This window comes from Yinghuangia seranimata (genome assembly GCF_029953285.1).
In the GTDB taxonomy this organism is placed as follows: Bacteria; Actinomycetota; Actinomycetes; order Streptomycetales; family Streptomycetaceae; genus Yinghuangia; species Yinghuangia seranimata.
The window spans coordinates 196,993-211,646 of record NZ_JASAOI010000017.1 but is presented as its reverse complement, the minus strand read 5'-3'; the positions used below and the strand labels follow the sequence as shown (position 1 = coordinate 211,646).

The following is a 14,654-nucleotide window of genomic DNA, read 5'->3' as shown; positions in this document are numbered from 1 at the left end:
GGCACCCGCCGCGTCCTAGCCGCCGATGCGGGGGGACTACAGCGGAAGAGTGACCGTCGCCCGCGTCGGGCCGCCCACCGGGCTGTCCACGTGCAGCGCCCCGCCGACGCCGCGCACCCGCTCGCCCAGCCCCGCGAGACCGGTCCCGTGCGCCGGGTCGGCGCCGCCGCGCCCGTTGTCCTCCACCACCGCGTAAAGCTGCTTGCCGCGCGCGGAAACCGTCACCTTGGCGGACGTCGCGCCGCTGTGCTTCGACACGTTGGTCAGCAGCTCGCTCACGCAGTAGTACGCGGCCGTCTCCACCGGCGCGCTCGGCCGCAGCGGCAGGTCCACCGTCACCTGGACCGGCACCGTGCACTTCGCGGCCACCGCCGACAGCGCCGCGTCCAGGCCGCGGTCGGTCAGCACCGCCGGGTGGATGCCGCGCGCCAGGTCGCGCAGCTCGCGCAGCGCGAGCTTCACCTCGTTGTGCGCCTCCGAGACCATGCGCTGCGCCGACTCGGGGTCCTCGTTCATCTTCTCCTTGGCCAGGCCCAGGTCCATGGCCAGCGACACCAGACGGGCCTGCGCGCCGTCGTGCAGGTCGCGCTCGATGCGCCGCAGGTCGGCCGCGCCGGTGTCGAGTGCCGCGCCGCGGCTCTCAGTCAGCTCCTGCACCTGCTGCGACAGGAACGCGGTGCCCAGCAGCGCGCGCACCATCACCCGGTCGACCCACGCCAGGCCGCGGATCAGCTGCGGCGTCAGGAACAGCATCACGACGCCGATCAGCACCGTCACCGTCACCCACAGCGGGCCCGCGACGTAGAAGTCGTCGCCCGGCTGCTTGGGCCCGTCGCCCCACAGCATCGCGCCCGGCTGGTCGGCCATCCGGTACAGCGGCTGCAGCGCCGGATAGGCGATCAGCGACAGCGTCACCGCCCACAGCGTCACCGCCATGGTGAAGGTGAAGATGCCCCACGGCAGCATCAGGAACAGGTAGAGCGCTGCGCGCCAGCCAGGGCCGTCGCCCAGCCCGCTCTTGATCCAGCCCCACGCGCCCGACGACTTCTGCTTGAACGGTGCCGGGGCGAGTGTGTCCTCGCCCATCAGGGCGCGCGCCCGGGCGCGCTCCATGGCGCCCCAGCCGCGGCACGAGATGACGGTGCCGGCCAGCATCGGCAGGCCGACCAGGAACAGCGGCGTCAGGCCCACGCCGAGCGTGACGAGCACGACGACGAATATGAAGCCGACGGTGCCTACGAACAGGTTCAGCGTGAGGTGGATCGTCTCGCCCCACGTGCGCGCGCTGATCGGCGCGCGCCAGAACCCGGGGCGCGGCACCCGGGCGCGGCGCTCGGCATCGGGCACGGTAGTACCAGCAGTCGACATCGGGGCTGTCCTCGCTCGGGTGGTCTGCGGTCGATCCTTGCAGTACCACTGTGCTCGGCACAGGCCGGAGGTCCCATGGCGCGAGTCGGAGTCTTCGGGGTAGGGCTGTCCCTACCCCCGCGGGTGTGCGAGCGGCAGATTACGGGGGAGACACAGGTATGGACGGTGCGGACAGTCCGGGGCCAATCCCCCTAGACTCCCGTGCCACAGGGGCAACAGAAGGGCAGCGAGAGGACGTACCAAGGTGACCGCACACGGCTACTTCAGTACGTACGCGCTCGTCGGCCTCGTCCTGCTCGTCGGCGGCGGCTTCGTGTCCGTGGCGTTCGCGGCCAACCGCCTGCTGCGGCCGCACGCGCCGAACGTCGAGAAGCTGATGACCTACGAGTGCGGGGTCGACCCCGTCGGCGAGGGCTGGGCGCAGACCCACATCCGCTACTACATCTACGCCTACCTGTACGTGATCTTCGCGGTCGACGCGATCTTCCTGTTCCCGTGGGCGACCGTCTTCGCCGACCCCGGCTTCGGCACCACGACGCTCGTCGAGATGTTCGTGTTCGTCGGCTTCCTCGCCGTCGGCCTCCTCTACGCCTGGCGGAAGGGCGTGCTGACGTGGACGTGACCCGGCGTGCTCCGGTCGCCCTCCCGACCCCCAAGCTCGGTCCGCTCTCGCGCCTGGCCCCCGACCCGATGCGGCTGGTCCTCAACTGGGGGCGCCGCTACTCGCTGTGGGTCTTCAACTTCGGGCTGGCCTGCTGCGCGATCGAGTTCATCGCGTCGTCGATGGCCAAGCACGACTTCATCCGGCTCGGCGTGATCCCGTTCGCGCCCGGGCCGCGGCAGGCCGACCTGATGATCGTGTCCGGCACGGTGACCGACAAGATGGCCCCCGCGATCAAGCGGCTCTACGAGCAGATGCCGGAGCCCAAGTACGTGATCTCGTTCGGCTCCTGCGCGAACTGCGGCGGCCCCTACTGGGACTCGTACTGCGTCACCAAGGGCGTCGACCAGATCATCCCCGTCGATGTCTACGTGCCGGGCTGCCCGCCGCGCCCCGAGGCGCTGCTCCAGGGCATCCTCAAACTCCAGGAGAAGATCGCCACGGAGTCGCTGGCGGACCGCTACGCAGCACCCGCCCCGGCACCCGCGGTCCCGGCGGCGGCGCTGCGCCGCCCGCTGGTCGAGCCCCCGGCCGCCCCGGGCGCGGGCGGCACCGACGAGACGCCCCCCGGCGGTGCGGTGTGACACCCGACGAGATCCGCGGCGCGCTCGGCGACGTCGCGGTGTCCGACGCGTACGGCCTCACCACCGTGGACGTGCCGGCCGACCGCTGGATCGAGGCGCTCACCGCGGCCCGCGACGAGCTCGGCCTCACGTACTTCGACTGGCTCACCGCCGTCGACGAGCTCGCCGACGGGTTCACCGTCGCCGCGCACCTGTGCACCGCGCCGGGCCCGCGGCTGCTCCTGCGCACCCGCGTCCCCCGCGACGCCGCCCACCTCCCGACGGCGACCGGCGTCTACGCCGGCGCCGCCTGGCACGAGCGGGAGACCGCCGAGATGTTCGGCGTCGTCTTCGACGCCCACCCGCACCCGGTCCCGCTGCTGCTGCCCGAGGGCTTCGAAGGCCACCCGCTGCGCAAGGACTTCATCCTGGCCTCCCGCGTCGCCAAGCCGTGGCCGGGCGCCAAGGAGCCCGGCGAGTCCGACGCGCACACCGGCGCGGCCCGCTCGCCGGGTCGCCGCCGCATACTGCCTCCCGGCGTCCCCGACCCGGCGGAGTGGGGCCCGCACGCCACCGAGCCCGCGCCCGAACCGGCCCCCGACGAGCCCGAAGCCCCCCGCGTCGGCCGTGCAGGCCGCACCCCAGGCGACCGCCCCGCCCGCCCGGACCGCCCCCGCCGCACCCGAAGCGCCTCCCAGGGCTCCGCCAGCCAAAAGCCCGGAGACGCGGAGGAAGCACCGCCGTCGCCCGAATCGGAGCCGGAGCAGGCGCCGCAGCCACCCGCCGACGGGCCACGCCGCGCCCGGCGTGCGTCCGACGGCTCGACGAGCCGGCAGACCCCGGCTCCGGAGGAAGCGCCACCATCGCCGGAGCCGGAGTCGCGGCCAGAGCCGCAGCCGCCCGCCGGTCGGCCGCGCCGCGCTCGGCGTGCGTCCGACGGCTCCGCGAGTCAGGACGTGCCGCCTGCCGCGCCGCCCGCGCCTGAGCCGCCGTCCTCCGCGCCGCCTGGTGCCGAGCCCCCGTCCGTCGAGCCGCCCACTGCTGAGCCGCCCAGCCCCTCGTCCGAGGAGGACGCGTGACCGTCGTCGAGGTGCTCGTCCGCCTGGCGCTCGTGCTCGCCGCGTTCCTGGTTTTCCCGTTGGTGATCGGGCAGACCGAGCACAAGGTCATGGGACACATGCAGGCCCGCGTCGGCCCCATCTACGCCGGAGCGTTCCACGGATGGGCGCAACTGGTGGCCGACGGGGTCAAGTTCGCCCAGAAGGAGGACGTCGTCCCCGCCGGGGCCGACCGCCGGGTGTTCCGGCTCGCTCCCGCGATCGCGCTCATCCCGTACATGGTCGTGCTCATCGCGATCCCCGTCGGGTCCGGCGACCTCGTCGGGCGCAGCATCGACGCGGGCGTGTTCTTCGTGCTCGCCGTCATGGGCGTCGGGGTGCTCGGGTCGCTGATGGGCGGCTGGGCGTCCGCCAACAAGTTCTCGCTGCTCGGATCGCTCCGCACCGCCGCGCAGCTGATGGCGTACGAGCTGCCGATGCTGCTCGCCGGCGCGTCCGTGGCCATGGCGGCCGGGACGCTGTCGCTCACCGGCATCCTCGGCCAGTGGGAGTGGTGGTGGCTGCCCTGGCAGGCGGTCGGCGGCGTGGTGTTCTTCACCGCGGGGCTCGCCGAGTTGCAGCGGCCGCCGTTCGACATGCCGGTGGCCGACTCGGAGATCATCTTCGGCGCGTACACCGAGTACACCGGCCTGCGGTTCGCGCTGTTCCTGCTCGCCGAGTACGCCGGGATCCTCGTCCTGTGCGCGCTGACCACGGTGCTGTTCCTCGGCGGCTGGCACGGGCCCTGGTCGGACGACCTCGGCTGGCTGTGGACGCTGCTGAAGACCGGCGTCCTCGCGTTCGTCGTGATCTGGCTGCGCGTCAGCTACCCGCGGCTGCGCGAGGACCAGCTCCAGAAGCTCGCCTGGACGGGCCTCATCCCGCTCGCGCTGGCGCAGCTCGTCCTGACGGGTGTCGTGAGGGTGGCGATCGCATGAGCAGGATCCCCGGCGCGGGTCTCGCCAAGGGCCTGGCCGTCACGCTGAAGACGATGACGAAGCGTTCCGTCACCCAGGGCTATCCCGAGGTGCTGCCGGAGCTGCCGCCGCGTTCGCGCGGGGTGATCGCGCTGTTCGAGGAGAACTGCACGGTCTGCATGCTGTGCGCGCGCGAGTGCCCGGACTGGTGCATCTACATCGACTCGCACAAGGAGGTCGTGCCGGCGAAGGAGCCGGGCGCGCGCGACCGGACCCGCAACGTCCTCGACCGTTTCGCGATCGATTTCGCGCTGTGCATGTACTGCGGGATCTGCGTCGAGGTGTGTCCGTTCGACGCGCTGTTCTGGTCGCCGGAGTTCGAGTACGCGACCGACGACATTCAGGCGCTGACCCACGAGAAGGACACGTTGCGCGAGTGGATGTGGACGGTGCCCGCCCCGCCCCCGCTCGACGAGCGGGCCGAGGAGCCGAAGGAGCTGGCGATGGCGCGCCGCAACGCCGCCAAGCTCGCCAAGGAGCTCGAGCAGGAGCAGCCGCAGGGGCGCGAGCCGAACGGCCCGGCGTCCCCCGGCGGTGACGCGTGACCGCCGGTCTCGCCGCGGCCACGGTCGCGGCCGCCGACCTGTCCGGCCGCGGCGGCCCGGGGTTCCTGTCGCCGACCGGGGCCGAGGTGGCGTTCGTCCTCATCGGCCTGGTCGTGCTCGGCTCGGCGCTGCTCGTCGTGACGACCAGCCAGATCGTGCACGCCGCGCTGTGGCTCGTCGTGACCCTCGGCGGCCTGGCCGCCGAGTACCTGCTGCTGACCGCCGAGTTCATCGCGTGGGTGCAAGTGCTCATCTACATCGGCGCGGTCGTCGTGCTGCTGCTGTTCGGCCTCATGCTGACCCGGGCGCCGATCGGCCGGTCGACCGAGCTGGACTCGCTGAAGCGGTGGCCGGCCGTGCTGGTGGCGGTCGGGGCGACGGCGACGCTGCTGACCGTCGTCGTCGACGCGTTCCACAGCGCGTACCTCGACCTCGGGAAGACCGACGACGGTTCGGCGCGGGTGACCGGCGAGAGCCTGTTCCGGGTGTGGGTGCTGCCGTTCGAGGTGCTGTCGGTGCTGCTGCTCGCGGCGCTGATCGGCGCGATCGTGCTGTCGCGGGGCCGCGCCGACGCCGACGGCAAGGGGCGGTGATCCGATGCACCTCGTCTATCCGCTGGTGCTCGCGGTGCTGCTGTTCGGCATCGGCCTGTACGGCGTCCTCGCGCGCCGCAACGCCGTCCTGGTGCTGATGTCGGTCGAGCTGATGCTGAACGCCGTCAACGTCAACCTCGTCGCGTTCGACATGTGGCTGCGCGACACGTTGCACGCGGGTCAGGCGCTCACGCTGTTCGTCATCACGATCGCGGCCGCCGAGATCGGACTCGGCCTGGCGATCGTGCTCATGATCTTCCGCAACCGCGCGACGTCGGACGTGTCGGCGCTGCGCGACCTCGCCGAGCCGGGCGCGGTGCCGCGGGCCCGGCGCCGGCTCCGTACCGCCAGGACCCGACCCGGAAGCGAGGCCGCATGACCACGGCAGCGGCGCTGGCCACCGGCCTGCCGTTCCTCGCCGCCGTCCTCGGACTGGCGTTCGGCCGCCGCTTCCCTGCGGCCGCACGGGCGCTCGCGACCCTGCCGCTCGCCGCTTCCGTGCTGCTCACCTGGGCGGTCGCGGTACGGCACGACTCCGGCGGTGTGACCGAGCACGGCACCGAGCTGACCCCGACCGGCGCGCTCGACATCACGCTGTCCATGCGGGTCGACGGACTCTCGGCGATCGTCGCCGCGCTGGTCGCGACGGTCGCGCTGCTCGTGCAGGTCTACTCCGCGGCCTACATGCGCAAGGACCCGCGCTACTCGTCGTACGCGGCGCTGATCTCGCTGTTCAGCGCCGCGATGCTGCTGGTCGTCTACACCGGCGACCTGATCGTGCTGCTGGTCGGCTGGGAAGTCATGGGCGTGTGCTCGTACTTCCTGATCGGGCACTACTGGGAGACCGAGGTCGCGCGCGCCGCCGCGGTGAAGGCGTTCCTGGTCACCAAGCTCGGCGACGTGCCGTTCCTCATCGGCGTCCTGGTGCTCGGGGTCGGCGCGGGCTCGTTCCGCATCGGCGCGATCGTCGACGGCGTGCCGCCGGGCGGCGCCGGCTGGGCGACCGCGGGGACGCTGCTCATGCTCGGCGGCGTGGCCGGCAAGTCGGCGCAGGTCCCGCTGCAGACCTGGCTTCCCGACGCGATGACCGGCCCGACACCGGTCAGCGCGCTCATCCACGCCGCCACCATGGTCGCGGCGGGCGCGTACGTCGTGGCCCGCCTGTACCCGGTGTTCCTCGCGTCGGACGCCACGCTCGTCGTGCTCGCCGTCATGGCCGCGCTGACCATGGTCTCCTCGGCGCTGTTCGCGTTCGCGCAGGACGACCTCAAACGGGTGCTCGCCTGGTCGACGGTCAGCCAGCTCGCGTACATGACCGGCGGCCTGGCGGCCGGCGGGCGCGACGCGGCGGTCTTCCACCTGCTCACGCACGGCGCGTTCAAGGCGCTGCTGTTCCTCGCCGCGGGCGTGGTCATCCACCTGGCGGGCACCGGCCGGATCAGCGACATGGGCGGGCTGCGGCGGCGCGAACCGCTGGTGTTCTGGACGATGACGGCCGGGCTCGGGGCGCTGGTCGGCGTTCCGCCGCTGTCCGGCTTCTTCAGCAAGGAGGCGGTGCTCGGCGCGGCCGAGCACACCGCGATCGACGGGGGAGCGGGGGCGCCGCCCGCCGTCACGGGCTGGCTGGTGATCGTCGCGGGCGTGCTGACGGCCGGGCTGACCGCGGCGTACGCGACGCGGCTGTGGCTGCGGGTGTTCTTCGGCGAGGCGCGCAAGCCGGCGCCCGAACCGCACGGGCCCACGCCGGTCCTGATGCTGTGGCCGCTCGCCGTGCTGACCGTCCCGACGGTGCTGCTCGGCGTCATCGGCCTGAACGAATCGTGGCTGCCGGCGTGGCTCGGCGACGCCGACGGACGCGCGTACGGCAGCGCCGACGCGGCGAACGGCCTGCTGCTGCAGGCCCCGGCGTACTACGACCTCGCGCCCCGGCTGGGCACGTCGCTCGCCGCCGTCGCGCTCCTCGCGCTGGGCGCGGGCGCCGTGTACGCGCTGTGGCGCCGCGACCCGGCGGCCGACCCGGCGCGCGTCCTCGGGCGCCTGCGCGGGCCCGCCGAACGCGGCTTCGACGTCGACCGCTTGTACGACGCGGTCGTCGTACGCCCGGTGTGGCTCGCCGCGCGCGCCACCCGGTTCGTCGACCGCGTCGTCATCGACGGCTACGTGCACGCCGCCGCCCAGGGCACCTGGCTCGCGGGCGGCGGCGTCAGACGCAGCCAGAACGGAAACGTGCAGGTGTACCTCGCCGGAGTGCTCGCCGGATTCGTGGTGCTCGCGGTCACCGTGGCGGTGCGGGCATGAGCGTCGTGCTGATCGTCGCCATCGTGCTGCCGCTGATCGCCGGGTCCGCCCTCATCGCGTTCCCTGTGGACGACCGTCGGGCGCGGTACGCCGGGGTCGCCGTGACCGGCGCCGTGCTGGGCCTGACCGTCGTGCTCGCCGGCGCGTTCGACCGCGACGACGCGCGCACCATGCAGTTCGAGACCGACCGGGCGTGGGCGTCGTCGCTCGGGCTGCGCTTCCACCTCGGCGTGGACGGCATCTCGCTGCCGCTGATCGTGCTGACCGCGCTGCTGACGTTCCTGGTCGCCGTCCACAGCCTGGGGAAACTTCCGGACGGCGGGAGCGCCCGCGCGTACGTCGCGCTCGTGCTCGTCCTCGAAGCCGGCGTGCTGGGCACCTTCGCGGCGCTCGACCTCATCCTGTTCTTCCTGGCGTTCGAGGTCGTGCTCGTCCCGATGTACTTCCTCATCGCGCGATGGGGCACCCCTGGCGAACGCGGCCCCGCGGCCTTCAAGTTCATCCTGTACACGTTGCTCGGCTCGGCGCTCATGCTGCTGGGCTTCCTGCTCGTCCAGGCGCACACCGGCACGTTCGACATCACCGAGCTGGCGGCGCGCGGCGGCGACGGCATGTCGCGCGGCGTCCAGATCACGGCGTTCCTCGCGATCGGGCTCGGCCTCGCGGTCAAGGTGCCCATGTGGCCGCTGCACACCTGGCTGCCCGACGCGCACACGGCCGCGCCGACCGGCGGCTCGGTGCTGCTCGCCGGGGTGCTGCTCAAGATGGGCACGTATGGGCTGGTCCGCATCGCGGTGCCGGCGCTGCCGCAGGGCGCCGAGGAGTTCGCGCCCTACCTGGGGGCGTTCGGCGCCGTCGGGATCGTGTACGGCTCGCTGGTGTGCCTCGCGCTGCTGCGCTCGCCCGACGGCGACCTGAAGCGGATCATCGCCTACTCGTCCGTCGGCCACATGGGCTTCGCGCTGCTCGGCATCGCGACGCTGACCGCGCAGGGCATCAACGGCGCGCTGTTCGTCAACATCGGGCACGGCCTCATCACCGGCCTGCTGTTCTTCCTCGCCGGCGCGGTCAAGGAACGCAGCGGCACCGCGCTGCTCGGCCGCATCGGCGGCAGCCTGTACGCGCGGGCGCCGCGCCTGGGCGGGCTGCTCGCCTTCGCGGCCGTCGCGGGGCTGGGGCTGCCGGGGCTCGCCGGGTTCTGGGGCGAACTGCTCGCGATGTACGGCGCCTACCACCCGGCGGACGAGCTCAGCCGAGGGCTGTTCCTGGTGCTGCTCGTCGCGGCGGCGCTGGGGACGGTGCTGACCGCCGCGTACATGCTGGGCATCGTGCGCGCTGTCTGCGGCGGCCCCGGGCTCGCCGCGTCGGGGACGTCCGAGACCGACGACGTCGGGCCCATGGCGGAGGGCGCGCCGCTGGTGCGCGTCGACCCGCTGCCGGACGTCGGACGCGTCGACGTCGTCGCGTGGGCACCGCTCGTCGCGTTCACCGTGGTCCTCGGCCTGTGGCCCGCGACGTTGCTCGCCGTCACCGATCCCGCCGTGCGCGCACTGCTGGGAGGCGGCGCATGAACCCCGTTCCGCCGACCGGCGGTTCCGTGCTCGCGGCGGCGCACGGGCCGCTGTCGCTCGTGCAGGACATCGACTGGGCGGCCATCGCGCCGCCGCTCGCCGTCGCGTCCGCCGCGCTCGTGGTGCTGCTCGCCGACCTGTTCCTGAGCGGCCCGCGCAAGGTGTGGCTGGCGTGGCTGTCGCTCGCGGGGCTGGCGACCGCGCTCGGGCTCCTGCTGCCGCTGCGCGGCGGCGGGCGGGCGACGTTCTGCGCGCCCGCGGACCCGGCCACCGGCGGGCCGCCGGCCTGTTCGTACGTCGTCTCCGACCTCACGCTCGTGCTGCAACTGGTGCTGATCGGCTCGGCGGCGGTCGTCGTGCTGCTGTCGATGCCGATGACCGCGCCGCGGCCGTGGGCCGACGAGAGCGGCTCCGACCGCGCCGTGCCGGGCGGCGAGTACCACTTCCTGCTGCTGGCTTCCGTGGCCGGCGCGGTCACCCTCGCGGCCGCGCGCGACCTGGTGACGCTGGTGGTGGCGCTCGAGACGCTGTCGCTGCCCGCCTTCGCGCTGGTCGGCCTGCGCCGCGACGCGCGCGGCGGCGAGGCCGCGCTCAAGTACTTCCTGCTGTCCGTCGCCGCGACCGCCGTGCTGCTGTTCGGCGTCAGCCTGCTCTACGGGGCGACCGGCGCCGTCCACCTCGACCGGATCGCGGCGGCGCTGACCACGCTCGACCCGAAGCTCGACACCGTCGCGGCGACCGGGGCAGGGCTGGTGCTGGTCGGTTTCGCGTTCAAGGTCGCGGCGGTGCCGTTCCACTTCTGGCTGCCGGACACCTATCGGGGCGCGCCGGTGCCCGTGGCCGCGTACCTGTCTGTGGTGTCGAAGACGGCCGGGTTCGCGGGGCTGCTGCTGGTCGCGGGGATCGGGCTGCGGCCGTACGCGCATGTGTGGGGGCCCGCGCTGGCGGTGCTGGCGGCGCTCACGATGACGGTCGGCAACGTGGTCGCGGTGCGCGTGGCGACGGGCTCCGGCGACGCGGTGCGGCTGCTGGCGTGGTCGTCCATCGCGCAGTCGGGTTACGTGCTGGTGCCGTTCGGGACGGCGGCGGGGGACGGGGCCGACCTCGCCGACCGGCTGCCCGCGTCGGTCGCGTACCTCGCGGTGTACGCCGTCATGAACCTCGGCGCGTTCGCGGTGGTCGCCACGGTCGGCCGCGACCGGCCGACCGGCGTGGTCGGCGACTACCGGGGCCTCGTGCGCGTCCGGCCGTGGCTCGCGCTCGCGATGGCGTTCTTCCTGCTCTGCCTGGCCGGGCTCCCGCCGGGGTTGATGGGGCTGTTCGCGAAGGTCGCGGTGTTCCAGTCGGTGGTCGCGGGCGGCACGGGGTGGCTCGCGGTCGTCATGGCCGTCAACGTCGTCGTCGCGCTCTACTACTACCTGGTGTGGACGGCCCTGCTGTTCCAGCCGCCGGTGCCGGGCCCGCCGCCGGTCGCGGGCGACGGCGAGGCCGCGGGAACCCTGGGCTCGGGCGGGACGTTGCGCGTACCAGCGCCCTTCGCGGTCGCCATCGGCCTGGCCTTCGGGCTCGGCGTCGTGCTGTCGGTGGCGCCGCAGATCGTGCTGCGGGTGCTGACGGTTCCGGGGCTGCTGGGCTGACCGGGCGGGGCCCGGGCAGGCGTGACGTCGGCTCTGTGGGGGAACCATGCGATTTGTTCCGACGTTCCCCTGGTGAGATCCAGCGCCCCGCCACCCCGAGAGGACTCGCCGTGCACCGCCAGCACAACGGGCTCAAGACCGCCGCCCTGCTCGGCGGCATGTCCGCGGTCATCCTGCTGATCGGCAGCGCGTTCGGCCGGACCGGCCTGATCATCGCGTTCATCGTCGCGCTCGCCACGAACGGCTACGCGTACTTCAACAGCGACAAGATCGCGCTGCGCTCGATGCGCGCCCGGCCCGTCAGCGAGGCGGAGAACCCCGGCCTGTACCGGATCGTGCGCGAGCTGTCGACGCAGGCGCGGCAGCCCATGCCGCGGCTGTACATCTCGCCGACCGAGGCGCCCAACGCGTTCGCCACCGGCCGCAACCCGCGCAACGCCGCGGTCTGCTGCACCACCGGCATCCTGCGCATCCTCGACGAGCGCGAACTGCGCGGTGTGATCGGCCACGAGCTCGCGCACGTCTACAACCGCGACATCCTCATCTCGTCGGTCGCGGGCGCGCTCGCCAGCGTCATCATGTTCCTCGTCAACTTCGCGTGGCTGATCCCGATCGGCCGCGGCGACGACGACGAGGGCCCGGGCCTGCTCGGGTTGCTGCTGATGATGATCCTCGGGCCGATCGCGGCGTCGCTCATCCAGCTCGCCATCAGCCGCAGCCGCGAGTACCAGGCCGACTCGTCCGGCGCCCAGCTGACCGGCGACCCGCTCGCCCTCGCCAGCGCGCTGCGCAAGCTCGAGGCGGGCACCCAGCAGCTGCCGCTGCCCGCCGAGCCGCGCATCGAGGCGACCAGCTCGCTGATGATCGCCAACCCGTTCCGGCGGGGGCAGGGGCTGACGAAGATGTTCTCGACGCACCCGCCGATGGACGAGCGGATCCGGCGCCTCGAGGCGATGGCCGGGCGCTGACCGTCCTCGCGTCCGGGCGAACCCGGTCGCGATCATGCGGTACATCTCGCCTCAACCAGGGCATTCATCCCGCATGAAGACGCTGCTCAACATCATCTGGCTGGTGCTGTGCGGGCTGTGGATGGCGATCGCCTACGTCATCGCGGGCCTCATCTGCTTCGTGTTGTTCTTCCTGGTCATCACGATCCCGTTCGGGATCGCGGCCTTCCGCATGGCGGCGTACGCCCTGTGGCCCTTCGGCCGGACGGTGGTGTGGAAGGACACCGCGGGCGTCGGGTCCATGATCGGGAACGTCTTGTGGATCATCCTGTGCGGGTGGTGGCTGGCGATCGGCCACCTGGTCACCGGCCTGGCGCTGTGCATCACCATCATCGGCATCCCGTTGGGCCTGGCGAACTTCAAGATGATCCCGATCTCGCTCACCCCGCTCGGCCGCGAGATCGTCTCCACCGACGACCCGCGCTACGTGTACGGCTGAGCGGGCCCGGGCCGCGCGGGGCTCGACTCGCGTGCGGGGCGGCCCGGGGCTTAACTCGTGAGGGTGCTCTCCCGCGCCTTCCGGGTGAACCGGACGCCCCGCGCTGAATCCGCCCGGCCGTCCTGCCGATAGTCCGCTCATACGCCCCGCGCGTACGCGAGTCGAGCCTCGGCCTCAGTGCAGCCACGGGGAAGCCGACCCTTCGGAGGGATGCCGTGCCGGCAACGGTGAGCGTCATCGTCCCCACCCGAGACCGCCCGGAGTCCTTGGCGGACGCGTTGCGCAGCATCGCGATGCAGGACCTGCCCGGGATCGAGATCGTCGTCGTCAACGACGGGGGCGGCGACATCGCGGCCGCGCTGCCGCTCGGCGTCCCCGGCGTCACCGTGCGGCTGCTGTCCCACCCGCGCCCGCGCGGCCAGGCGGCGGCCCGCAACGCCGGCCTGGAGATCGCCTCGGGCCGCTACGTCGCCTTCCTTGACGACGACGACATGTACCTGCCCGGGCACCTCGAACGCGCTATCAGGGCGCTGGAGACGTCGGGCGCGGACGTGGTCTACGCCGACTGCGTGCTCACCGAGGGGCGCTGCGCCCCGGGCGGGCTGCCGGACGTCTCGCCGTGCCGCTACGACTTTCCGTACGACCCCGGCATGCTCGCGGTCGCGAACTTCGTGCCCACGTCCGCCGTGGTGTGCCGCAACCCGGCGGTGCACGGGCCCGCGTCGTGGTTCCGCTTCGACCCCGAGCTGCCGGTGCTCGTCGACTGGTCGCTGTGGCTGCGGCTCATCCACGACCGCGGGTGGTGCTTCGAACGCACGCCCGAGCCGGGCGTGGTCTTCCACCGCGCACTCGAGGACGTCGCCGTCACCGGCCGCACCGACGCGCACCTCGACCAGCTCGGCCGCTACGAGGACGCCTACCGCACCGTCATCGCCCGTTGGCCGGTCACCCCCGCCAGCCGCGTCGCGCGCTTCCGGACCCTCTTCCTCGAGACCTTCCAGATCGCCCAGACCCTGCTGGCCACCGGGCAGCGCCTGGTCCCGTTCGCCTACGAGGGCGCCCTGCGCGTCCTGTACGACGGCTTCACCGGCCGCCTCGACGAGACCCTGGTCCCGGCCCGCACCGCCGCCGTCCTCGCCGGCACCGACCCCGACGACGCCCCACCCGTCGCCCGCATGACAACCCACCCGCTGACCCACCCGGCGACGCACACCTGACCCCGCCGGAAAAAGCCCGTGGGGCGGGGTGGCCCTGAAACCACCCCGCCCCACGCGGGTCACGCGGCCTGAAGCGCCATAGGCGCCACCAGTAGCCGCCCGCCGACAAGCAGTCGGCAGAGCCACCTGCCGACAACCGCCTACCGGTAGTTCACAAACTGCAAGGCGAAGTCGAGATCCTTGCCCTTGAGCAGCGCGATGACCTCCTGCAGGTCGTCCCGGCTCTTCGAGCTCACCCGCAGCTCGTCGCCCTGGATCTGGGCCTTGATGCTCTTGGGGCCCTCGTCCCGGATGATCTTGGACACCTTCTTCGCGTTCTCCTGCGAGATGCCCTCCTGCATACCGCCGGAGATCCGGTACTCCTTGCCGGACAGCTTCGGGTCACCGGCGTCGAAGGCCTTCAGCGAGATACCGCGCTTGACGAGCTTGGACAGGAACACGTCGAGGATCGCCTTCACCCGCTCCTCGGTGTTCGCGCGCATCTCGATCTGCTCGCCCGACCAGGCGATCTGCGCCCCGACGTTCTTGAAGTCGAAGCGCTGCGAGATCTCCTTCGCCGCCTGGTTGAGCGCGTTGTCGACCTCCTGCCGGTCGACCTTGGACACGATGTCGAAAGAGGAGTCAGCCAAGGGTCCGCATCGCTTTCTGTGAGGCTGGGGAATCCGCGCACCCAGGCCGGGC

General features: G+C 72.6%; 15 protein-coding genes. 13 read left to right on the top strand and 2 right to left on the bottom strand.

Annotated features, from left to right (window positions below; translation table 11 throughout):
* Positions 1 to 36: 36 nt before the first annotated feature.
* Positions 37 to 1,368, bottom strand: coding sequence for a sensor histidine kinase (locus QI554_RS12490; RefSeq protein ID WP_281469245.1), 1,332 nt, complete (start codon positions 1,366 to 1,368; stop codon positions 37 to 39).
* Positions 1,369 to 1,612: 244 nt separating this feature from the next.
* Between QI554_RS12490 and QI554_RS12485 the strand changes: the two genes are divergently transcribed.
* From QI554_RS12485 to QI554_RS12425, 13 genes are all read left to right on the top strand, one after another.
* On the top strand, positions 1,613 to 1,990 hold the full coding sequence (locus QI554_RS12485; RefSeq protein ID WP_281469243.1) for an NADH-quinone oxidoreductase subunit A: 378 nt from the start codon (positions 1,613 to 1,615) through the stop codon (positions 1,988 to 1,990).
* Entirely contained in the window at positions 1,981 to 2,613 is a 633-nt protein-coding gene (locus tag QI554_RS12480) for an NADH-quinone oxidoreductase subunit B (protein WP_281469241.1), read from the top strand. Before QI554_RS12485 ends, QI554_RS12480 begins: the two co-directional genes overlap by 10 nt.
* Positions 2,610 to 3,671 carry an NADH-quinone oxidoreductase subunit C gene (locus QI554_RS12475; protein WP_281469239.1) on the top strand — a complete coding sequence of 354 codons (1,062 nt, stop codon included), beginning with the start codon at positions 2,610 to 2,612 and terminating at the stop codon, positions 3,669 to 3,671. The genes QI554_RS12480 and QI554_RS12475 overlap by 4 nt, the downstream gene beginning before the upstream one ends.
* Positions 3,668 to 4,627 carry a complex I subunit 1/NuoH family protein gene (locus QI554_RS12470; protein WP_281469237.1) on the top strand — a complete coding sequence of 320 codons (960 nt, stop codon included), beginning with the start codon at positions 3,668 to 3,670 and terminating at the stop codon, positions 4,625 to 4,627. The genes QI554_RS12475 and QI554_RS12470 overlap by 4 nt, the downstream gene beginning before the upstream one ends.
* The gene (locus QI554_RS12465) at positions 4,624 to 5,211 is read left to right on the top strand and encodes a NuoI/complex I 23 kDa subunit family protein (protein ID WP_281469235.1); all 588 of its coding nucleotides are present in this window, start codon (positions 4,624 to 4,626) and stop codon (positions 5,209 to 5,211) included. Before QI554_RS12470 ends, QI554_RS12465 begins: the two co-directional genes overlap by 4 nt.
* On the top strand, positions 5,208 to 5,804 hold the full coding sequence (locus QI554_RS12460) for an NADH-quinone oxidoreductase subunit J family protein (protein WP_425527960.1): 597 nt from the start codon (positions 5,208 to 5,210) through the stop codon (positions 5,802 to 5,804). The genes QI554_RS12465 and QI554_RS12460 overlap by 4 nt, the downstream gene beginning before the upstream one ends.
* A gap of 4 nt (positions 5,805 to 5,808) precedes the next feature.
* Positions 5,809 to 6,183: an NADH-quinone oxidoreductase subunit NuoK gene (nuoK, locus tag QI554_RS12455; protein WP_281469233.1), complete on the top strand. Its 375-nt coding sequence runs from the start codon at positions 5,809 to 5,811 to the stop codon at positions 6,181 to 6,183.
* Positions 6,180 to 8,102: an NADH-quinone oxidoreductase subunit 5 family protein gene (locus tag QI554_RS12450; RefSeq protein WP_281469231.1), complete on the top strand. Its 1,923-nt coding sequence runs from the start codon at positions 6,180 to 6,182 to the stop codon at positions 8,100 to 8,102. Before nuoK ends, QI554_RS12450 begins: the two co-directional genes overlap by 4 nt.
* The gene (locus QI554_RS12445; RefSeq protein WP_281469229.1) at positions 8,099 to 9,673 is read left to right on the top strand and encodes a complex I subunit 4 family protein; all 1,575 of its coding nucleotides are present in this window, start codon (positions 8,099 to 8,101) and stop codon (positions 9,671 to 9,673) included. The genes QI554_RS12450 and QI554_RS12445 overlap by 4 nt, the downstream gene beginning before the upstream one ends.
* Positions 9,670 to 11,310 (top strand): NADH-quinone oxidoreductase subunit N, encoded by a 1,641-nt coding sequence (locus QI554_RS12440; RefSeq protein ID WP_281469227.1) that lies wholly within the window; start codon positions 9,670 to 9,672, stop codon positions 11,308 to 11,310. The genes QI554_RS12445 and QI554_RS12440 overlap by 4 nt, the downstream gene beginning before the upstream one ends.
* Before the next feature lie 110 nt (positions 11,311 to 11,420).
* Positions 11,421 to 12,278, top strand: coding sequence for a zinc metalloprotease HtpX (htpX, locus tag QI554_RS12435; protein ID WP_281469225.1), 858 nt, complete (start codon positions 11,421 to 11,423; stop codon positions 12,276 to 12,278).
* Positions 12,279 to 12,351: 73 nt separating this feature from the next.
* Positions 12,352 to 12,756, top strand: coding sequence for a YccF domain-containing protein (locus QI554_RS12430; RefSeq protein WP_281469223.1), 405 nt, complete (start codon positions 12,352 to 12,354; stop codon positions 12,754 to 12,756).
* A 215-nt stretch (positions 12,757 to 12,971) separates the two neighbouring features.
* Positions 12,972 to 13,973, top strand: a complete 1,002-nt coding sequence (locus tag QI554_RS12425) for a glycosyltransferase family 2 protein (protein WP_281469221.1) — start codon at positions 12,972 to 12,974, stop codon at positions 13,971 to 13,973.
* A 140-nt stretch (positions 13,974 to 14,113) separates the two neighbouring features.
* On the opposite strand, the gene QI554_RS12420 is transcribed toward QI554_RS12425, so the two are convergent.
* Positions 14,114 to 14,602 (bottom strand): YajQ family cyclic di-GMP-binding protein, encoded by a 489-nt coding sequence (locus QI554_RS12420; RefSeq protein WP_281469219.1) that lies wholly within the window; start codon positions 14,600 to 14,602, stop codon positions 14,114 to 14,116.
* Positions 14,603 to 14,654 lie beyond the last annotated feature (52 nt).

What these genes read in the sequence shown, in the direction of transcription:
- QI554_RS12430 (WP_281469223.1), top strand. Translation starts at nt 12,352, where the DNA reads ATGAAGACGCTGCTCAACATCATCTGGCTGGTGCTGTGCGGGCTGTGG.
- nuoK (WP_281469233.1), top strand. Translation starts at nt 5,809, where the DNA reads ATGCACCTCGTCTATCCGCTGGTGCTCGCGGTGCTGCTGTTCGGCATC.
- QI554_RS12490 (WP_281469245.1), bottom strand. Translation starts at nt 1,368, where the DNA reads ATGTCGACTGCTGGTACTACCGTGCCCGATGCCGAGCGCCGCGCCCGG.
- QI554_RS12450 (WP_281469231.1), top strand. Translation starts at nt 6,180, where the DNA reads ATGACCACGGCAGCGGCGCTGGCCACCGGCCTGCCGTTCCTCGCCGCC.
- QI554_RS12440 (WP_281469227.1), top strand. Translation starts at nt 9,670, where the DNA reads ATGAACCCCGTTCCGCCGACCGGCGGTTCCGTGCTCGCGGCGGCGCAC.
- QI554_RS12465 (WP_281469235.1), top strand. Translation starts at nt 4,624, where the DNA reads ATGAGCAGGATCCCCGGCGCGGGTCTCGCCAAGGGCCTGGCCGTCACG.
- QI554_RS12445 (WP_281469229.1), top strand. Translation starts at nt 8,099, where the DNA reads ATGAGCGTCGTGCTGATCGTCGCCATCGTGCTGCCGCTGATCGCCGGG.